Origin of the sequence: Corynebacterium sp. (genome assembly GCF_012837295.1) — a bacterium.
In the GTDB taxonomy this organism is placed as follows: Bacteria; Actinomycetota; Actinomycetes; order Mycobacteriales; family Mycobacteriaceae; genus Corynebacterium.
Window position 1 is genome coordinate 1 of the sequence record NZ_DURI01000320.1, and the last position, 19369, is coordinate 19369.

The 19369-nt window shown below is 68.7% G+C and carries 18 protein-coding genes; 12 read left to right on the plus strand and 6 right to left on the minus strand.

Annotated elements, in window-relative coordinates; genetic code table 11:
• Nucleotides 1-2609 (plus strand): leucine--tRNA ligase (gene leuS / locus GX015_RS10460; protein ID WP_291344978.1); only part of this gene is annotated, 2609 nt, incomplete at its 5' end.
• Between the two features lie 331 nt (nt 2610-2940).
• Here leuS and GX015_RS10465 read toward each other — a convergent pair.
• The 5 genes from GX015_RS10465 to GX015_RS10485 all read right to left on the minus strand — a co-directional run bounded on the left by GX015_RS10465 (nt 2941) and on the right by GX015_RS10485 (nt 6673).
• Nucleotides 2941-3291, minus strand: coding sequence for a DUF2200 domain-containing protein (locus tag GX015_RS10465; protein WP_291344979.1), 351 nt, complete (start codon nt 3289-3291; stop codon nt 2941-2943).
• Nucleotides 3288-3710 carry a hypothetical protein gene (locus GX015_RS10470; protein WP_291344981.1) on the minus strand — a complete coding sequence of 141 codons (423 nt, stop codon included), beginning with the start codon at nt 3708-3710 and terminating at the stop codon, nt 3288-3290. The genes GX015_RS10465 and GX015_RS10470 overlap by 4 nt, the downstream gene beginning before the upstream one ends.
• A gap of 22 nt (nt 3711-3732) precedes the next feature.
• The gene (locus GX015_RS10475) at nt 3733-4644 is read right to left on the minus strand and encodes a universal stress protein (protein WP_291344983.1); all 912 of its coding nucleotides are present in this window, start codon (nt 4642-4644) and stop codon (nt 3733-3735) included.
• 105 nt (nt 4645-4749) lie between these two features.
• Complete coding sequence (locus GX015_RS10480; RefSeq protein ID WP_291344985.1) at nt 4750-5241, minus strand: MarR family transcriptional regulator; 492 nt, start codon at nt 5239-5241, stop codon at nt 4750-4752.
• Between the two features lie 349 nt (nt 5242-5590).
• The gene (locus tag GX015_RS10485) at nt 5591-6673 is read right to left on the minus strand and encodes an inositol-3-phosphate synthase (protein ID WP_291344987.1); all 1083 of its coding nucleotides are present in this window, start codon (nt 6671-6673) and stop codon (nt 5591-5593) included.
• Between the two features lie 188 nt (nt 6674-6861).
• Between GX015_RS10485 and GX015_RS10490 the strand changes: the two genes are divergently transcribed.
• The 10 genes from GX015_RS10490 to trxA all read left to right on the plus strand — a co-directional run bounded on the left by GX015_RS10490 (nt 6862) and on the right by trxA (nt 16899).
• Nucleotides 6862-7263 carry a DUF5318 family protein gene (locus tag GX015_RS10490; protein ID WP_291344989.1) on the plus strand — a complete coding sequence of 134 codons (402 nt, stop codon included), beginning with the start codon at nt 6862-6864 and terminating at the stop codon, nt 7261-7263.
• Between the two features lie 302 nt (nt 7264-7565).
• The gene (locus tag GX015_RS10495) at nt 7566-9692 is read left to right on the plus strand and encodes a transglycosylase domain-containing protein (RefSeq protein ID WP_291345001.1); all 2127 of its coding nucleotides are present in this window, start codon (nt 7566-7568) and stop codon (nt 9690-9692) included.
• A gap of 154 nt (nt 9693-9846) precedes the next feature.
• Nucleotides 9847-10026 (plus strand): hypothetical protein, encoded by a 180-nt coding sequence (locus GX015_RS10500; RefSeq protein WP_291345003.1) that lies wholly within the window; start codon nt 9847-9849, stop codon nt 10024-10026.
• A 299-nt stretch (nt 10027-10325) separates the two neighbouring features.
• A complete protein-coding gene (rpsF, locus tag GX015_RS10505) occupies nt 10326-10613 on the plus strand; it encodes a 30S ribosomal protein S6 (RefSeq protein WP_291345005.1) in 288 nt (95 codons plus the stop codon).
• Nucleotides 10614-10711: 98 nt separating this feature from the next.
• Nucleotides 10712-11308: a single-stranded DNA-binding protein gene (locus GX015_RS10510; RefSeq protein WP_291344991.1), complete on the plus strand. Its 597-nt coding sequence runs from the start codon at nt 10712-10714 to the stop codon at nt 11306-11308.
• Nucleotides 11309-11368: 60 nt separating this feature from the next.
• Nucleotides 11369-11821 (plus strand): 50S ribosomal protein L9, encoded by a 453-nt coding sequence (gene rplI, locus GX015_RS10515; protein WP_291344992.1) that lies wholly within the window; start codon nt 11369-11371, stop codon nt 11819-11821.
• A 706-nt stretch (nt 11822-12527) separates the two neighbouring features.
• Entirely contained in the window at nt 12528-14060 is a 1533-nt protein-coding gene (dnaB, locus tag GX015_RS10520) for a replicative DNA helicase (protein ID WP_291344993.1), read from the plus strand.
• 188 nt (nt 14061-14248) lie between these two features.
• Entirely contained in the window at nt 14249-15454 is a 1206-nt protein-coding gene (locus tag GX015_RS10525) for an acyltransferase family protein (RefSeq protein ID WP_291344994.1), read from the plus strand.
• On the plus strand, nt 15451-16305 hold the full coding sequence (locus GX015_RS10530; RefSeq protein WP_291344995.1) for a fumarylacetoacetate hydrolase family protein: 855 nt from the start codon (nt 15451-15453) through the stop codon (nt 16303-16305). The genes GX015_RS10525 and GX015_RS10530 overlap by 4 nt, the downstream gene beginning before the upstream one ends.
• Before the next feature lie 198 nt (nt 16306-16503).
• Nucleotides 16504-16899: a thioredoxin gene (gene trxA / locus GX015_RS10535; RefSeq protein ID WP_291344996.1), complete on the plus strand. Its 396-nt coding sequence runs from the start codon at nt 16504-16506 to the stop codon at nt 16897-16899.
• Between the two features lie 58 nt (nt 16900-16957).
• Here the strand turns inward: trxA and GX015_RS10540 are convergent, their stop codons facing one another.
• On the minus strand, nt 16958-18160 hold the full coding sequence (locus tag GX015_RS10540; RefSeq protein WP_291344997.1) for a serine hydrolase: 1203 nt from the start codon (nt 18158-18160) through the stop codon (nt 16958-16960).
• Nucleotides 18161-18305: 145 nt separating this feature from the next.
• On the opposite strand from GX015_RS10540, the gene GX015_RS10545 reads away from it, so the two are divergent.
• Nucleotides 18306-19271: a PspA/IM30 family protein gene (locus GX015_RS10545; protein ID WP_291344999.1), complete on the plus strand. Its 966-nt coding sequence runs from the start codon at nt 18306-18308 to the stop codon at nt 19269-19271.
• Nucleotides 19272-19369 lie beyond the last annotated feature (98 nt).

Sequence of the window (19369 nt, forward strand, 5' to 3'; positions counted from 1 at the left end):
CTGAGCAGTTCGCCGTCCAGACCGGCACGCACCCGCGCGTGACCACCGAGGCGAACATCGCGAACATGGAGCGCCAGCTCGGCCGCCTGGGCCTGGGCCACGACAAGCGCCGCGCCTTCGCCACCACCGACACCGATTACTACCGGTGGACGCAGTGGATCTTCCTGCGCATCTACAACTCCTGGTTCGACGAGCGCGACGGGAAGGCGCATCCCATCGAAGAGCTTGTCGACGCCTACGCGGCAGGCGACATCGCCCTGCCCGAGGAGTTCGCCGGCCGCGAGTGGGCCGACCTCGACCGCGTGGAGCGTGAGCGCGCCCTGGAGGCCCGCCGCCTGGTGTACCGCTCGAACTCGATGGTCAACTGGTGCCCCGGCCTGGGCACGGTGCTGTCGAACGAGGAGGTCACGGCCGAGGGCCGCTCGGAGCGCGGCAACTTCCCGGTGTTCCGCAAGCGCCTGGGCCAGTGGATGATGCGCATCACCGCGTACTCGGATCGCCTGGTCGACGACCTGGAGCTGCTGGATTGGCCGGATAAGGTCAAGTCCATGCAGCGCAACTGGATCGGCCGGTCCCGCGGCGCGGAGGTCGTTTTCCAGGCGACCGCCGCCGACGGGTCGACGCGCCCGATCGAGGTCTTCACCACCCGCCCCGACACCCTGTTCGGCGCGTCCTACATGGTGCTGGCGCCGGAGCTGGACCTGGTCGACGAGCTCGTCGCCGAGTCCTACCCCGCCGACGTCGACCCGCGGTGGACCCTCGGCGAGGACTCCCCCGCCGCCGCCGTCGCCGCGTACCGACGCTCCATCGCCGCCAAGTCCGACCTGGAGCGCCAGGAGAGCAAGGAGAAGACCGGCGTCTTCACCGGCGCCTACGCGACCAACCCGGTCTCCGGCGAGCAGGTCCCCGTCTTCATCGCCGACTACGTCCTGGCGGGCTACGGCACCGGCGCGATCATGGCCGTCCCCGGCCACGACGACCGCGACCACGAGTTCGCCACCGCCTTCGGCCTGCCCATCCGCGAGGTCGTCGCCCCCGCCGCTCCCGCGAAGACCGCGGACGGCGAGGAGGCGGGCGTCGCAAAGCAGGCGTTCACCGGCGAAGGCAAGGCCGTGAACTCCGCCAACGACGCCGGCCTGGACATCAACGGCCTGGGCCTGGCCGACGCGAAGGCCGCCACCATCGAGTGGCTCGAGGCCAACGGCTCCGGCCGCGGCACCACCCAGTACAAGCTGCGCGACTGGCTCTTCGCCCGCCAGCGCTACTGGGGCGAGCCGTTCCCCGTGGTCTACGACGAGGACGGCGTCGCGCACCCGCTGCCCGAGTCGATGCTGCCCGTCGAGCTGCCCGAGGTCGAGGACTACAAGCCCGTCACCTTCGACCCCGACGACGCCGACACCGAGCCGCAGGCACCGCTGGCCAAGGCCACCGACTGGGTCAACGTCGAGCTCGACCTCGGCGACGGCCCGAAGCAGTACCGCCGCGACACCAACGTCATGCCCAACTGGGCCGGTTCGTCCTGGTACCAGCTGCGCTACATCGACCCGAACAACAACGACGCGCTGTGCGACGTCGAGAACGAGCGCTACTGGACCGGCCCGCGCCCCGACGTCCACGGCGCCGGCGACCCGGGCGGCGTCGACCTGTATGTCGGCGGCGTCGAGCACGCGGTGCTGCACCTGCTGTACTCGCGTTTCTGGCACAAGGTGCTGTTCGACCTCGGCCACGTGACGTCGAAGGAGCCGTACCGCCGCCTGTTCAACCAGGGCTACATCCAGGCGTACGCGTACACCGACGCGCGCGGCGTGTACCAGCCGGCGGAGGACGTCGTCGAGCGCGACGGGAAGTTCTTCATCCCGGGTGCCGGCGATGGCGGCGCTGACCTGGAGGTTTTCCAGGAGTACGGCAAGATGGGCAAGTCGCTGAAGAACGCCGTCTCCCCCGACGACATCTGCGACAACTACGGCGCCGACACCCTCCGCGTCTACGAGATGGCCATGGGCCCCCTGGACACCTCCCGCCCGTGGGCGACGAAGGACCTGGTCGGCGCGCAGCGCTTCCTGCAGCGCGCGTGGCGCCTGGTGGTCGATGAGGCGACGGGCGGGACTTCGGTCACCGATGCCCCGCTTTCCGACGACGACCTCAAGGCCCTCCACCGCACCGTCGACGGAGTGACCGGGGATTACGCCGGCCTGCGCGACAACACCGCCGTGGCGAAGCTGATCGAGTACGTCAACTACCTGACCAAGGCGTACGGCACCTCCGGCGCGCCGCGTGCCGCGGTGGAGCCGCTGGTGCTGATGCTCGGCCCCGTGGCTCCGCACATCGCCGAGGAGCTGTGGTCGCGGCTGGGCAACGACGAGTCCCTCGCCCACGGCCCGTGGCCGGTGGCGGACGAGAAGTGGCTGGTCGACGACACCGTCGAGCTGCCCGTCCAGGTCAACGGCAAGGTGCGGTCGCGCGTCACCGTGGCCGCGGACGCGTCGCGCGAGGACATCGAGGCCATCGCGCTCGCCGACGAGAAGGTCGCCGCGTACACCGCCGAGGGCACCGTGGCGAAGGTCATCGTCGTGCCCGGCAAGATGGTCAACGTCGTGGTGAAGAAGTAGCCGCCGCTTCCCCGGGCCCCGCATTTATGCAGGTTGTGGGTCTGCGAAACGCAGACCACAAACCCATGATTGGTGTCTACCAACCATTGGTGATCCTGCTCTGTTGTCTGTTTTCGCCGTAGTGGGCCGCCGCGGGCGGTAGCGGTCCGTCGCGGGCCGCCGCGATTCATGTGGTCCGGGCCATCCGGACGGTCCAGCAGCTCAAGAAACTCATGCACACCTTTTGTGACGCAAGATCGCCGAAATCGGGGAATCCAGACCGTTTCGAGTCACGAAAGGTGTGCATGAGTTTTCTAAGTGATGTGAACGGGGGGATCTGACCCCGGCGGGGTCAGCCGCGGAGGATCTTCTCCATCTTCTTGCCCTTGGCCAGTTCGTCGACGAGCTTGTCCATCCAGCGGATCTTCTGCATCAGCGGATCCTCGACATCCTCGACTCGGACGCCGCAGACCACGCCCGTGATCAGGTCGACGTGCTCGTTCAAGGCCGGCGCGGCCGCGAAGAATCCCTCCAGATCGACGCCGGAATCGACGGCGGCGCGGAGCCCCGGAACGTCATGACCCGTGAGCCACGCGAGCACCTCGTCGAGTTCTTCGACGGTGCGGCCCTTGCGCTCGACCTTCGCGACGTACAACGGGTAGATGTCGGCGAACGGAGTGCGGAAAATGCGGTGGCCGGTCACGACGGGATTCCGCCCTCGACGCCGAACATGGCGATGGAGAACGTCGACGTCATCCACGCCAGCGTCCACGGCATGAGCACCCAGCACATGGCCAGCCACGGGCGCCAGTTGCCGAACGACTTCCACCGCGTGTACGTGATCCAGAATCCGCCGAGCGCTCCGAACAGGCTCACGGCACCCGGGACCAGGGGAAACGCCAGCTCCGCCCAGCGCGAGCAGATGAACACGTGGCTTCCGTCATCGCAGTTCGGGCCGCCCACGGCGGCGCTGATCACGCCGATGATGATCGCCGCCAGAAACGTCCCGCCGACGACGGCGCCCGCGTACTTCAGCGCCGGGCGCCAGGAGTATTCCTTGCGCTCGAGGTGCTTGAGCGGGTCATCGTCGTCGGGGTATCCGGCAGTCTGGTCGTCGCGCATGCCCTCACCATACGCGTGGGGTTTACGCCGGCGTGATCAGCGTGGGGACGGGGCAGTGGCGGACGATCTGGTTAGTCGAAGAGCCGATGAACACCCGCCCGAAGGGCCCGAGCGTCGACGATCCGACGATGAGCAGGTCGCCCTTCTTCCACTTCAGGGCGCCGAGCGCCTCTTCCCAGCCGTGCCCGCTGCCGACGTCGGCCTCGACGTGCAGGTCCGGGTAACGGGTGTGGGCGCGGTCGATGCCGCGGTCGATGAGCGCCAGGGCCTGCTCGCGCCATTCGATCATCAGGTCCGCGGATGACCCGAAGCCGTCTTCGGTGGGGTACATGGTCGCGCCACGGGGGGTGAACGCCAACAGCCGCAGCGGCACGTCCCACTTCATGGCCAGGTCCGCGGCCCGCTTGAGCGCGGTGTGCGATTGCGGGGTGTCGATGTAGGAGACGTTGATCCGCGTGACGCCGTTCTTCGACAGTCTGCGCCCGCGCGGGGACAGCCCCAATGCCACCGGCGAATAATGCAGCAGGGCGTCGGCGGTCGAACCGGCGCGGAATCGGCCGGAGGGGGAGTGGGCCTCGCTGCCCAGCAGGATGACGTCGGCGCCGAACTCCTCCGCCATGCGGGTCAACGCGGTGGCCTCGGAGGAGGACTCGACGCTGACGAATGCCTCGTCGTCGAGCATGTTCTTGCGGATCCCGGCCGCCTTCAGCGCCGCCCGCGCCGCCCGTTCCGAGTTCCTTCCTTCGCGCTCGACCCAGGAGTCGTGGTCGGACAACCGCGCCAGAGACGTCAGCGGCCACCCGCGCGACAGGACGGTGGCCACGCGGATGCGCACCTCGCAAGTGCGGGCCAGCCATGCGGCGAAGTTGATCGCCTCCGCACCGTTGCGGCCGGGGCGCCACGCGACCAATACGCGGAGCGGGCTGTGCGGCATGCGAACCTCCTGGGGGCTGAGCCGGTTCGCGGCTCGGGGGTGGTGCTCGGCGGGTGCTGAGTCAACATCGCACCTTAACGTTCCACCCTCAAGACTAGTCGCCGTTTACTCGGCTGCCGTAGCCCGGTCCTCCCCGTAGGACTCCAGGATGCGCTTGAGGATGGGCACGAGGGTCGCGCCGACCTGCAGTTCCTCGGGAGACAGCGACTTGAACATGTTGGCCATCTGTTCGTCGCGTTCGTCGGAGACGCGGCGCAGCTCGGACACGCCCTTGTCGGTCAGCTCGACGCGGACGCCGCGGCGGTCCTTGGTGTCGCGGACGCGCTCGACCATGCCGGCGTCCTCGAGGTGGTGGACGGCGTTGGAGGCGGTGGGCATGCGGATGGCCTCGGCCTGCGCGAGCTGGTTGATGCGGCACGGGCCCAGGGCGTCGAGCGTCATCATGATGGAAAGCTGCGCGCGGCTCAGCTGCGACTCCTCGGAGCGGCGGCTGTACAGCAGCTCGGCCCGGGTCAGCAGGGGGCGAATTTCCTTGGCCAGGTCCAGGGGGGTCATCGCTCCGGCCGCAGCGGACGCGGCCTGATTGGTTTCGGTCATGGGCGCAATCGTAGTCAAACACGCACCGTCATTCCCAGTGCAAAATAGTCATGCGACGCTAGTTATTATGAAAAACACAGACTCTTTGGTCCGGGTTCCCGCATTGTCGCTGTTCAGGGCTTTACGACGCCTTGGTGCGCCGTGGTCGGCCTGAAAAAACGGGGGTGAAAACGCCACTGACCGTTACACCCCTGTAACGAGCGTAACGGTCAAATCAGATGCGCAAAAGCGTCGCAAAGCAGCGCGAAGGCCCGGGGCCCGCCGACCGTGGTGCAGTCGGCGGCCCGGGCCCGGGATCACGCGAGGCGCGCGGGGATGCCGAAAGCGGCCCGAGCGCGGGGTGCGAGAACTACTCGCCGGAGATGAACTTCTCCAGCTCGGCGCGAGCGACGTCGTCGCCCATCTGCTTCGGCGGGGACTTCATCAGGTACGCCGAGGCCGGCAGGATCGGGCCGCCGATGCCGCGGTCCTTGGCGATCTTCGCGGCGCGCAGGGCGTCGATGATGATGCCGGCGGAGTTGGGGGAGTCCCACACCTCGAGCTTGTACTCCAGGTTCAGCGGCACCTCGCCGAAGGCCTTGCCCTCGAGGCGGACGTACGCCCACTTGCGGTCGTCCAGCCAATCGATCCAGTCGGACGGGCCGATGTGGACGTTGCGGTCGTCGATCAGGCCGGCCAGCGGGCCGGTCAGGTTCGAGGTCACGGCCTGGGTCTTCGAGATCTTCTTGGACTCCAGGCGCTCGCGCTCGAGCATGTTCTTGAAGTCCATGTTGCCGCCGACGTTGAGCTGCAGCGTGCGCTCCAGGCGGACGCCGCGGTCCTCGAACAGCTTCGCCATCACGCGGTGCGTGATGGTGGCGCCGACCTGCGACTTGATGTCGTCGCCGACGATCGGGACGCCGGCGTCCTCGAACTTCTTGGCCCACTCCGGGTCGGAGGCGATGAAGACGGGCAGGGCGTTGACGAAGGCCACGCCGGCGTCGATCGCGCACTGGGCGTAGAACTTGTCCGCCTGCTCCGAGCCGACCGGGAGGTACGACACCATCACGTCGACCTCGGCGTCCTTCAGTGCCTGCACGACGTCGACCGGCTCCTTCGCCGACTCGTCGATGGTCTCCGCGTAGTACTTGCCGATGCCGTCCAGGGTCGGGCCACGCTGGACCTCGATGCCGAGGGTCGGCACGTCCGCGATCTTGATGGTGCAGTTCTCGGAGGCGTTGATCGCCTCGGAGAGATCCTTGCCCACCTTCTTGTCGTCGACGTCGAACGCCGCGACGAACTCGATGTCGGAGACGTGGTAGTCGCCGAACTGAACGTGCATCAGGCCGGGGACGTCGTCACCCGCCTTCGCGTCACGGTAGAACTCCACGCCCTGGACGAGCGACGAAGCACAGTTGCCGACGCCGACGATTGCAACGCGAACGGAACTCATGAAATGCGGTCTCCTTGATTCGACTTCCGGTGCGGGCGCGCACGTGGATCCGGGTGGACCCGGGACGCACCCCAATGTGCTGACGCTATACCCATTCGATATCGCAACCGCATTCCGGAGCCCGTGGGGGCGAAGGTGAACCGATAAAGCGGGGGTGATGGCATGGGGGTGCCTGCTACCCTGACCGCGTGATCACGTGGCGCGATGAAGTCGACCACACGCTGGCCCGCAACGCGGAGCTGGCGCGCTGGCGGAGTGGCGAGGTCGAGGCGGGGACGTTGCGGGACGGCGATCCCCGGCTCGTCGCGGCCGCCCGATTCCACGGCGTCCCCGCCGACGCGAAGTGTCCTCTTTGTCGCAATGGGGACCTCCGACTCGTATCCTGGGTTTTCGGAGAGAACCTGGGGCATCGTTCCGGCACCGCATGCGGCGCCGCCGAACTCGCCCATCTGGTCGCCGAGCGTGGCCCGTGCACCGTGCAGACGGTGGAGGTTTGCCCGGATTGCCGGTGGAACTTCCGGGTGCGCACCGCGACGGCGGACACGGCCGGCGCAGACCGAAGCAATAACCGATTTGGAGAGAGCCCGTGAGCAAGGATCCTCGAGACAACGCGAGCGGCCCCGGTGATCCCGGGTCCGCCGGCGGCGAATGGTGGGACGTCGATTCCGCCTCCGGCGCCGGGCGTGACGGGACGGCGGGCGACGCCGCCGGCGCGGAGGGCGATTCGGTCGTCCGCGGCGGCCGACGCGATGCCGGAGACCCGGGCGCCCGGGATTACGGCGCCGGGGACGGCGACGCCGGCTCCTACGACGCCGGGGACTATGACGCCGAGGACGACCTCGACGATGACGTGGAGGACGAAGTGGACGACGAACGCGGCGGGCGCCGCGGCATTTGGGCGTGGCTGGCCGTGGCCGCCGTGCTCATCATCCTGTTCCCGGTGGCGATCTTCGGCATCGCCTACGTGGCGACCGACGTTCCGGAGCCCGAGGAGCTGGCCAACGACCAGATCGCGGTGATCTACGACAATTCGGGCGACAACGAGATCGCCCGCATCGTCCCGGAGGCGGGCAACCGCCGCGCGGTCGAGCTGGAGGAGGTCCCGTCGGTCGTCCGCAACGCCGTGCTGGCCGCGGAGGACCGCGAGTTCTACACGAACCCCGGCTTCTCGTTGAGCGGCTACGCGCGCGCGGCCTGGGGAGTCGTCACCGGCAACCCGTCCGCGGGCGGCGGTTCGACGATCACCCAGCAGTACGTGAAGAACGCCGTCGTCGGCGACGAGCGCACCGTCACCCGAAAGGCCAAGGAATTGGTCATGTCGGCGAAGATGGCGCGCGAGTGGTCGAAGGACGAGATCCTCGAGGCGTACCTCAACACCATCTACTTCGGCCGCAACGGCTACGGCATCGCGGCCGCGTCCGAGGCGTACTTCGGCAAGCCGGTCGGCGAGCTCACCGCCGCCGACGCCGCTGTGCTGGCCGCGTCCATCCAGCGCCCGTCCGCGCTGGATCCCTGGACGAACCGCCCCGAGGCGGAGCAGCGCTGGAACTACGTCCTCGACGGCATGGTCGAGATGGGCGTGCTGACGCAGGCCGATCGCAACGCCCAGGCGTACCCCGAAACCCTCGACCCCGCGCTGGTGCCGCAGCAGGCGCCGGAGCCCGGCCCCGCCGCGATGATCAAGTCGCAGGTGCTGGCCGAGCTCGACCGCGAGGGCATCACCGAGCAGGAGGTCAACACCCTCGGCCTGCGCGTGACCACCACCATCGACCCGGAGGCCCAGAAGTCGGCCCTCGATGCGGTGGAGAACTACCTCTTCTCCGACGACATGCGCGCCGCCATCGTCTCCGTCGAACCGGGGACCGGCGCCGTGCGCGCCTACTACGGCGGCGAGGACCCCAACGGCTGGGACTACGCCAACTCCGGCCTGCAGACCGGTTCGACGTTCAAGATCTTCGCCCTGGCCGCCGCCCTGGACCAGGACATCCCGCTGTCCGCCCAGTACTCGTCGGCGCCCGTGCAGTCCGGCAACGTCACCATGTACAACGCCGGCGGCGCCTCGTGCGGCGTCTGCCCGATCTCCGAGTCGCTGAAGCAGTCGCTGAACACTCCGTTCATCCGCCTGCAGCGCGACCTGAAGAACGGCCCGACCGACACCGCCAAGATGGCCCACCGCCTCGGCGTCGCCGAGTCGATCCCGGGCATCGAGCGCACCCTGCTCGAGGAGAACGGCGAGGCCCTCGACGGCATCACCCTGGGCCAGTACCAGACCCGCCCGCTGGACATGGCGGTCGGCCTGGCCACTCTGGCCAACGACGGCGTGCACCAGCAGACCCACTTCGTGGAGAAGGTCGAGACCGTCAACGGCGAGGTGCTCTTCGAGCGCGAGAAGAACGACGGCGATCGCCGGGTGTCGGAGGCCGTGGCCACCAACGTCATCGACGCCATGAAGCCGATCGCCTCCTACAACAACCACGCGCTGGCCGGCGGCCGCCAGTCCGCCGCCAAGACGGGCACCACCCAGCTCGGCGACACCGGGCTGAACAAGGACGCGTGGATGATCGGCGCCACCCCCCAGCTGTCCACCGCCGTGTGGGTCGGCAACGTCGACGGGTCCGCCCTGTACAACGCCTACGGCGGCGTCATGTACGGCTCGAATACGCCGTCCGATCTGTGGAAGTACACGATGGACAACGCCCTGGTGAACGCCGATTGGGAGACCTTCACCGCCCCGTCGGCGGTCGGCGGAGTCGCGGGTGCCCCGGCCTGGAGCGGCGGCGGCAACGCCGGCCCCGCGGCCTCGGCGGAGCAGCCGGCCACGACCGAGGAAGAGACCCAGGAAGAGGCGCCGCCCGCCATTCCGGAACTTCCGGACATCCCGCCGCCGCCGGCCGGTGGCGGGGGCGGCGGAATCGGTGATCTGCTCCCTTTCCCGGCCCCTGGTGACGGAGGCGGCCAGAACGGCGGTGACGGCGGAGGCGGCAATGCGCCCGCTCCCGCACCGGCGCCCGCGAACTGACCCGCTGTACCGAGCCACGCCCGCTCCGGAATGATCCGGACCGGGGAAGGGCCGCCGGAATCCACCGGCGGCCCTTCGATGTTTCACCCCGGCCACCGCCCCGGCGGCCGGCACGCGACCACGACCCCAGGAACGGGTGGATGAATTGAGCGGCATGCTGATCCTCACGATGGCGAGCGTCTTCGTGGGATTCCTCTTCTTCGGAGCGGCCTTCTACGGCTTCATGTACAAGTGGCCGCAGCGCCGGGTGTGGGGGCTCGTCATCGCCGCCTTCTTCCTGGCCACCATCGTCCCCGTCATCATCGCGCTGTTCCACGCCGCCGGCGGCGAATAGGGGAGCGCCGGCACGTCGCAAAGCCAAGCGGCGCGACCCACCGCAGACCGCGGCCCGGAGACCCGGCCCCCGTCCCGCCGGGACCCGTCGAGCCGATCGGACCGCATCCGGCCCCGCACATCGATTATGTGCGGGGCTTTGCCATGGGCTACTCTGGCCAGGTTGCCTGACGCAACGACCCTCCTGCCACGTGGAGGTCGGGGCGCGGACGGACGCGGACAGACCCGCGGCCCACGCCCCCGTCGAACGCTCCCGTGGCCGAAACACGAAAAACTAGACCATAGGAGGTGATGAGGTCCGTGCGTCACTACGAAGTCATGATCATCCTCGATCCGTCGCTGGATGAACGCACCGTCGGCCCGTCCCTGGAGAAGTACCTCGACATCATTCGCCAGGAAAAGGGCGACGTCGAGAAGGTGGACATCTGGGGCAAGCGCCACCTGGCGTACCCCATCGAGAAGAAGGACGAGGGCATCTACGTCGTCCTCGACCTCAAGTGCGAGCCGGCCGCCGTGCTGGAGCTCGATCGTCGTCTCAACCTGAACGACTCCATCCTGCGCACCAAGGTGCTGCGGGGCGATCGCTAGTTTTCCCGCGGGCCCTCACCGGGTCCGCACGGGACCGTAGGATGGCGGCGTAACAACCGTCACCGACAACATCGCCCAATTCCGAAGAGGAGCGAACCATGGCACAGGGAGAGACCCCCATCACGCTGGTCGGCAACGTCGTCGCCGACCCGGAGCTGCGCTACACCCCGTCGGGTGCGGCCGTGGCCAATTTCCGCGTGGCGTCGACGCCGCGCGCCTTCAACCGCGACTCGGGCCAGTGGGAGGATCAGGAAGCTCTTTTCCTGACCTGCAACATCTGGCGCGAAGCGGCGGAGAACGTGATGGAGACCCTGAGCAAGGGCATGCGCGTCATCGTGCAGGGCCGCTTGCGCCAGCGCGCGTACGAAACCCGCGAGGGCGAGCGCCGCACGGTCTACGAGATCGAGGTCGACGAGGTCGGCCCGTCCCTCAAGTTCGCTTCGGCCCAGGTCACCCGCAACCCCCGCTCCGGCGGTCAGGGCGGCGGTGGCGGCCAGGGCTTCGGCGGCGGCAACCAGGGTGGACGCGGCTTCGGCGGCGGAAACCAGGGCGGCGGCCAGAACCAGGGCAATTTCGGCGGCCAGGGCGGCCGCGGAGGAAACCAGAACTTCGGCGGCGGTCAGCCGGCCGAGGATCCGTGGAACTCCGCTCCCCAGTCCGGCGATTTCGGTGGCGGCGACGAGCCGCCGTTCTAGACCGGTCCCACGCGATCACACCAATCCGACGTTAGAAATATCCAGCGAAAGGCAGGGATCATGAAGCTGATCCTCACCGCCGCCGTCGACAAGCTCGGTGTCCCCGGTGACATCGTCGAGGTCAAGGCCGGCTATGGACGTAACTACCTGCTTCCCCGCGGCATGGCCATCGTGGCCACCCGTGGTGCTGAGAAGCAGATCGAGGGCATTCGCCGTGCCCAGGAGGCCCGCGAGATCCGGGACCTCGACCACGCTCGCGAGGTCAAGGCCAAGCTCGACGCGCTCGACAACGTTTCCGTCGCCGTGAAGGCGTCCGAGACGGGCAAGCTCTTCGGTTCGGTCACCGCCGCCGACGTCGCGGACGCGGTCCGCAAGGCGTCCGGCCAGGCCATCGACAAGCGCGCCGTGGAGCTCTCCGCCGGCCAGATCAAGGCCACCGGCAAGCACACCGTTGACATCGCGCTGCACCCGCAGATCACCGCGCATGTTTCCGTGGAGGTCGTCGCCGCGTAATTCGCGGCACATGACGGCGGCCGGTTCTCCGGCCCAATGACAACAGCGCACCCCGGCCCCTCCCGATTCTTCGGGCGGGGCCGGAGGTGTTTCCGGGGGCGGGCGGGCCCGTCCGGGGCCCGGGTTTTCGCGTGTCGACGGCCCGTCGTTCCGTGGCTCGCCGGATGACGGTGGGGCGGGGTCCGCAACTCTCCAGCCGAGGTCGAGATTGAGGGGGAGGCCGCCGGAGCCGGGGTTGACGGGGTTGTGGAAAACCTGTTGGTGAGTTTCCGCAGGACACCACCGTCAGCCCGGTGAAAATGCGAACCGAAGATGAAGCTCGGGTGGCGCGGACGAGTCGGGAGGGGTGGTCCGCGGCTACCCCCGACCACGGGTGAATTTCGCGAAAAGCGCCCTGACCTGGGCTAATCCGGATACCTGCAGGTCATGAGGTTTCGGCGTCGGAGTGGCGGGCGAATGCTCCACACCGTCGCCTGGGGATTCATGTTCCGTTCACAATTCGTCCCCAGGGTTATCCACAAAGCCTGTGGATAACTCTGTGGGAGGGCACCAACGAAGCCGCTGTTCGAACGGGAAAGGGCGGGTCCGATCCGGGCCACGGGGTAGCCTGTGGCGGAACATGAACCGGGTCGGGTCGCCGTGTTTCACGGGGCCGGCGCGCACCGATGGCGCACCCGAAAAAACAGGGAAAGGGGAGGCGGCGCACATGAGCCAGCCACGGGAATCGACGGACGATGCGGCGTACTCGGCGTCGTACGACGACGTTCCGCCGCCCCCGGAGTCCACTGACGACGACGGCGGGTACGCGGGCGGCGGGCCGTCGCAAAGCAGGGGAGGTTCGGGGGGCTTCGGTCGCGGTGGCCGCGGCGACGGCGACCGGTCCCGCGGGGAACGAGCCGCGCGGGGCGTCGATTTCGGCCGGCAACCGCCGCACAACATCGAGGCCGAGCAGGGCGTGCTGGGCGGCATGCTGCTCAGCCCCACCGTCATCGCGGACGTCTACGAGCTGCTGAAGCCGGAAGACTTCTACCGGCCGGCGCACCAGGCGATCTACGAGGCGATCCTGCACCTGTACGGCGAGTCGTCGGAGGTCGACCCGATCCTGGTGGCCGGGCGGCTGGACCGTCTGGGGGATCTCGAGCGCATCGGCGGCGCGCCCTACCTGCACACGCTCGTGGCCATGGTGCCCACCGCCGCGAACGCGCACTACTACGCGAAGATCGTCGCGGAGAAGGCCACGATCCGCCGCCTGGTGGAGGCCGGCACGCAGATCGTGCAGCTCGGCTACGCGGGGGCGGAGGACTCCGAGCCGGAGGTCCTGGTGGACCAGGCCCAGCAGCTCGTCTTCGGCGTCGGCCGCGATTCGGAGAAGGCCGATTACGCGTCGATGTCGGAGCTGATGGACCCGGCGCTGGAAGAGATCGACCTGATCTCGCAACAGGGCGGCCTGGCGCAGGGCGTGCCCACGGGGTTCCACCGGCTCGACGAGCTGACCAACGGCCTGCACGGCGGGCAGATGATCATCATCGCGGCGCGACCGGGCGTGGGCAAGTCGACCATCGCGCTGGACTTCATGCGCTCGGCGTCGATCGCGCACGGCAAGGCCAGCGTCATTTTCTCGCTGGAAATGTCGAAGATCGAGATCATGATGCGCCTGCTGTCGGCGGAGACCGAGATCGACCTGGCGAAGCTGCGTTCCGGCAACATGGAGCCGGGGGACTGGAACAAGCTCGTAGAGCGCACCGAGCAGATCCGCGAGGCGCCGCTGTTCATCGACGATTCGCCGAACCTGACCATGATGGAGATTCGGGCGAAGGCGCGGCAGCTCAAGCAGAAGCACGACCTCGAGCTGATCGTGCTGGACTACCTGCAGCTGATGTCGTCGGGCAAGCGCGTCGAATCTCGCCAGCAGGAGGTCTCGGAATTCTCGCGCCAGCTGAAGCTGCTGGCCAAGGAACTCGACGTCCCGCTGATCGCCATTTCGCAGCTCAACCGAGGCCCCGAGGCCCGCACCGACAAGAAGCCCCAGGTCGCCGACCTGCGCGAGTCGGGTTCGCTGGAGCAGGACGCCGACATGGTGATGCTGCTCTACCGGCCCGATTCGCAGGAGTTGGAGCACGAGCGCGCCGGCGAGTCCGACATCATCCTGGCCAAGCACCGCGGCGGCCCCATCGGAACCGTGACCGTGGCCAACCAGCTGCGCTACTCGCGCTTCGTGAACATGGCTCACGAGCACTAGGGGAGCGGCTCCGGTGGGGCCCGCCACGCCCCCTGTCACACCGGCGGCGTGGGGGTGTTCCCCCTCACGTTGCCTTCCCCGTCCAGGTCAGGATGGGTAAACTCCCTTACCCGCGACAACGGGACGAATATTCGCGTGCCCGAGCCGCCCTGGACGGGGCGTCGGGCGGCGAATGAATGGGAGGATTCTTGGCGGGAACCGCAGCTGCCGGAACCGTGGGCGCGCAGGCCGCATCGAGGCCGCGCGTCGATTGGGTCGATTCCGCGAAGGGGCTCTGCATCCTCCTCGTGGTGCTCGGCCATGCGATCACCGAGTTGGCCAACCACGGCTACTCCACGGGCATCTGGTCGGACGTGAACTTCATGCTCGGCCCGATCCGCATGCCGCTGTTCTTCCTGCTCTCCGGGCTGTTCGCCGCGAAGGCGCTGTCGGAGTCCTGGACGAAGCTGGCCAATCGCCGCATCTGGGTGATGGTCTGGCTCTACGTGCTGTGGGTGCCGCTGCGCGACGTCATCCTGGCCCTGCTGCCCAAGTCCCACGTCACCGCGGTCGGGTTCACGGGCGCCCCCCGCATCGCCGACCCCGCCACCTGGGATTCGCTGCTGTACAACTCGCTGCACGCGCTGGTGGAGCCGACGTCGTACCTGTGGTTCCTGTGGGCGCTGGCGTTGTTCGCGATCCTGTCCAAGGCCACCCGCCACGTCCCCCCGATCGTGCAGATCGCGGCGGCCGCGGCGGTCAACGTGACCGCGCCGTTCGCGGCGGTCAGCTGGTCGTGGGATTTCGTGTCCAAGATGTACGTCTTCTACCTGCTGGGCATTTACGGTGCGCCGTACATTTTCCGCATGGTCGACCGCCGTCCGATCGGTTTCCTGGTGGCGTCGGTGGCCGCGTACGTCGGTGCGGCGACGTGGATCATGCTCACGTTCCCGTCCTTCAATGCGGGCAATCAGGGCTTCATGCGCCTGTTCCTGTCGACGGCGGGCGTCTTCGCGGCGGTCAACGTCATGGCCATGCTGCAGGGCTCCCCGGTCGTCCGGCCGTTCGAGAAGATCGGCCGGCGGACGCTGCCGGTATTCCTCATGCACATCCCGATGCTGTCGATTCTGGCGATCACCGCGGATCAGTTCCTCGCGGACGATCCGGGCCTGCCGTGGCAGCCCGTCGTCGCCACCGCAGCGGCTGCGGCGCTGTGCCTGGGCCTGTACCGGGTGATTCTGCGGGCCGGCGGTGGCTGGCTGTTCAAGCGCCCGGATTGGGTCGTTCGCTTGACGACGCCCGCCGTGGCGCCCGGTGCGCCCTCCACGCCGATTCCGGCGGCGAATCCTGCGCCGGTTCCCGAGACGGGAGCGTCGGCGGTCCGCGGACGCGATGAGGAAGGGGAGCGCCGATGAAGCTCGCGACATTGCGCATCGACGGGTCGACGCGGGCGGCGGTCCTGCTCGACGGTTCGGCCGTGCTGCTCGACGCCGCGTGCGTCGGCGATCTGCTGTCGCGCGGGGACTGGCGGGGGCGCGCGGAGGCGGCCATCGCCGACCTCGACCCCGACCGCCTCGATCCCGAGCGCGTGGTGCCGGAGTCGGAGTGGGCGCTCGCGCCGCTGATTCCCCGCCCGGGCAAGATCTTCTGCGTCGGCCTGAATTACGCCGCGCACATCGACGAGATGGGCCATGATCGTCCCGACGTGCCCACGCTGTTCGCCAAGTTCGCCGACGCCCTCGCCGGTCCCCGGGATGATCTGATGGTCCACGCCGATGCGGCCGATGCCCTGGACTACGAGGGCGAGCTGGCCGTGATCATCGGCGAGACCGCCTACCGGGTCGACGAGGAGGAGGCGGCCGACCGCATCGCGGGGTACGCGATCCTCGACGACTTCACCCAGCGCGACGCCCAGTACGCCACCCAGCAGTGGCTCCAGGGCAAGACCCTGCAGCGGACGTCGGCGTTCGGCCCCTGGCTGGCCACGCCCGACGAGTTCGACGCGGCCACCGCCCGCGTTCGCACGTGGGTCGACGGCGAACTTCGACAGGACGCCCCCATCGCCGACCTGGTGTTCCCGGCCGCGACGCTGGTGTCGTACATCTCGCGGTTCGTGCAGCTGAACCCGGGCGACGTCATCTCCACGGGAACGCCGGCGGGGGTCGGCCACGGCATGTCGCCGAAGACGTACCTGCGCGACGGCCAGGAAATCCGGGTCGCCATCGATGGCCTGGGGGAACAGCGCAACATCCTGCGCATCCGGTAGCGTCCGGGGCGGGGCGGCCCAGGCGGGTCGCCGACGCCGTGCCGTACGTTCCGCGATGGAATGCGGCGGCCGGGACGTCGTGAAGCGAAATGCCCCCGGGAATACCCCGTAGGGTGTGCGCGTTGATCGGGACGTGCCGGGAAGCGGCACCGCGCGGGGGCATGCCCCGCGGGAACCGATGAAAAGAGGAGCCCCTTCATGGCAACCATCGACGTCACCAACGACACCTTCGCCCAGACCATCCAGGACAACGACATCGTGCTCGTCGACGCCTGGGCCGAGTGGTGCGGCCCCTGCCGCCAGTTCGCCCCGATCTTCGAGCAGGTGTCGGAGAAGCACGACGACGTCGCGTTCGCGAAGCTGGACACCGACGCCAACCAGGAGATTTCCGCGGCGCTGGGCATCCAGTCGATCCCGACCCTCTTCCTGTTCCGCGAGGGCATCCTGCTGTTCCAGCAGGCCGGCGTGCTGCCGCCCCAGGCGCTGGAGGACCTGCTGCGCCAGGCCCGCGAGCTGGACATGGCGGACGTCCGCCGCCAGATCGAGGAGCAGATGGCCGCCGACGGGGCCGCGCGGGGCGACGCTCAGGAGTAGAGCTCGGCAGCGGGCTCAGCGGCAGGGCCCGGCAACTGGCCAGGCGGCAGACCCCGCGTCAGGCGTCGCTGCGGCGCATCTGCCAGCCGAGGCCGAAGCCCGCGGCGGTGGCGACCAGCAGCGCGAGCACCCACGGGGTCGCCGAAGATCCCCCATCGGCCAGGTCGGCGTTGACCGAGCCGGCCTGCCGGATGGCCTCGTCGCCGCGTTCCTCGACGCCGGCGCCGCCCTCCGGGAAGACGTGCGCGATGGCGTCGGTGAACTCCTCCGGGGACACGTTGCGGGAGAGCACCGCGATGACGTAGCGGTCGTCCTCGCCGAAAAAGCCCGCGGACGTGCGGATCTTCGGGTCGACCCAGCCGCCCTTCACGCCGACGAACTCGTCGGGCAGCGCCGCGCGCAGCCCGATGTTCTGGTCGGAGTTGCGGTAGGAATACCGCGGCAGCGAGTACATCAGCTGCACCAGGTAGCGGGTCTCCACTTCGGACAGGCCGCCCTCGCCGGCGAGCAGCCCATCGAAGAACGTGACCATGTCCGCGGCCGACGACATCGTCGACCCCCAGTCGGAGTTCGCGATGGTCGCGTCGGTCAGGCCGTAGCGCTCCTTGACGCTGTCGATCACCTTCGTCCCGCCGTATTGCGACCACAGCGCATTGGTGGCCTCGTTGTCGGAGTAGCGCACCATGTCGTCGCGAAGCATTGCGTCGGCATTGCCCTCGACGGGCATGTCGCCCTCGCCGGCCTCGATCTCGCCGCGGCGGCCGGGGCGGTCGTAGTTGGTGTAGCCGACGACTTCCGCGATGAACACCTTGGACAGGCTGGCCAGCGCGAACGAATCGAGGCACTGGTCGTTGCAGATGAACTCGCCGGTCTCGCGGTCGAGGAACGCCATGCCGATGGTGCCGCCGGCGTCGGTCACCGTCTTCGTCGCCTCGTCCATCCGGGCCTGGATGTCCCGGCCGACGTCGGTGGTGGGTTCCGGCAGCTCGGGCTTGGCGACGCCGTTCTTCTCGTCCCCGGCCTCGGATTCGGTTTCCGGCGCCTTCTTTTCGGACGTGGCCTTCTCCGACGTCGTCCGGTCCTTCTTCGCGTCGGCGTCCTCGTCGTCGTCCGCGTCCTTGGCCAGGGCGGTCGGGGCGGCGAAGGGCGGCGGGGAATCGGGTGACGTCGTCGGAACGGCGGCGGGCGCGGCAACGGCGAAAAGTGCCGCGCAAGCGGACGCGGCGGCGATGCGCCGGCCCGGGAACCGGGGGTTGAACATGATCCGAGACTTTACATCGGCGGCGCAATCCGCTCGCCCGGAGGTCATGCGGTCGAGCGGGGCGAGGGCGCGATGGCCCGCGGCCCGGTCGGGGCGGCCGGTTTTACGTAGAATCCGGGGCGACGACACCGAAAGGACGCCCGCCATGGCAAACCCGTTCAGCAAGGGCTGGAAGTACATGATGTCCTCCTTCGACAAGAAGATCGAGGACAACGCAGACCCGAAGGTGCAGATCCACCAGGCGGCGGAAGCTGCGCGCGAGCAGCACCGCCAGATCCAGCAGCAGGCCGCGTCGGTGATCGGCAACCGCAACCAGTTGGAGATGACGCTGGCGCGGCTGCAGAAGGAGCGCAACAAGCTCACCGACAACACCCGCACCGCCGTGCAGCAGGCCGACTCTGCCCGCGCCTCGGGCGACGAGGCCAAGGCGCAGGAATTCGAGAAGACCGCGGAGATCTTCGCGTCGCAGCTCGTCAGCGTGGAAACGGAGATCGACCAGACCACCGAGATGCACGGCCAGGCGGTGCGCGCCGCGGAAGAGGCGCAGAAGCAGGCCAAGCAGTCGCAGATGCAGTACGAGCAGTTGAAGTCGCAGATCCGCGAGCTCGAGTCGCAGGCGGATCAGGCGAAGATGCAGGAGACCACGTCCCGCACCCTCGAGGGCATGCAGGGCGTGTCCGACAATCCGAACGTGCCCACGCTCGACGGCGTGCGCGAGAAGATCGAATCCCGCTACGCCAACGCCCTCGGGGCGCAGGAGCTCGCGGAGAATTCGCACGCCGGCCGGATGGCCGAGATCGAGGCCTCCGGGACGGACGCCCGCGCCGACGCGCGTCTCGCGGAGATCCGCGCCCAGATGGCGTCGGAGTCCGGCGACAAGGCGCTGGGCAAGGGCACTGCCGGAGCGCTGGAGGCCGGCGACGACGTGCCGACGGACAACCCGTTCTCGTCCGACGACCTCGACGCGCCCGCCGATCGGGGCGCGGCCGATGCGAAGTCCGGTGCCGCGTCCGATGCGGACGCCCCCCACGTCGACGACGCCGACGTCACTCTCGAGGACGTGCCGGGTGAAAACGCGCCGGGCGGCGACTCCGGAGAGCCGCGCCGGTAGCAGAGCAAGGACGAGCCGCGCCCGTGGCCGGCCCGTCCCGCCGGTCGGGCGACCAATGCGAAGCGGGCCCGGGGAGCATGTCCCCGGGCCCGCTTCGC

Bases quoted from the DNA above. Each gene is read 5' to 3' on its own strand.
- GX015_RS10470 (WP_291344981.1), bottom strand. From the start codon at position 3,710: ATGCGCGACGACCAGACTGCCGGATACCCCGACGACGATGACCCGCTC.
- GX015_RS10475 (WP_291344983.1), bottom strand. From the start codon at position 4,644: ATGCCGCACAGCCCGCTCCGCGTATTGGTCGCGTGGCGCCCCGGCCGC.
- GX015_RS10480 (WP_291344985.1), bottom strand. From the start codon at position 5,241: ATGACCGAAACCAATCAGGCCGCGTCCGCTGCGGCCGGAGCGATGACC.
- GX015_RS10485 (WP_291344987.1), bottom strand. From the start codon at position 6,673: ATGAGTTCCGTTCGCGTTGCAATCGTCGGCGTCGGCAACTGTGCTTCG.
- GX015_RS10500 (WP_291345003.1), top strand. From the start codon at position 9,847: ATGCTGATCCTCACGATGGCGAGCGTCTTCGTGGGATTCCTCTTCTTC.
- GX015_RS10510 (WP_291344991.1), top strand. From the start codon at position 10,712: ATGGCACAGGGAGAGACCCCCATCACGCTGGTCGGCAACGTCGTCGCC.
- rplI (WP_291344992.1), top strand. From the start codon at position 11,369: ATGAAGCTGATCCTCACCGCCGCCGTCGACAAGCTCGGTGTCCCCGGT.
- dnaB (WP_291344993.1), top strand. From the start codon at position 12,528: ATGAGCCAGCCACGGGAATCGACGGACGATGCGGCGTACTCGGCGTCG.
- GX015_RS10530 (WP_291344995.1), top strand. From the start codon at position 15,451: ATGAAGCTCGCGACATTGCGCATCGACGGGTCGACGCGGGCGGCGGTC.
- trxA (WP_291344996.1), top strand. From the start codon at position 16,504: ATGGCAACCATCGACGTCACCAACGACACCTTCGCCCAGACCATCCAG.
- GX015_RS10540 (WP_291344997.1), bottom strand. From the start codon at position 18,160: ATGTTCAACCCCCGGTTCCCGGGCCGGCGCATCGCCGCCGCGTCCGCT.
- GX015_RS10545 (WP_291344999.1), top strand. From the start codon at position 18,306: ATGGCAAACCCGTTCAGCAAGGGCTGGAAGTACATGATGTCCTCCTTC.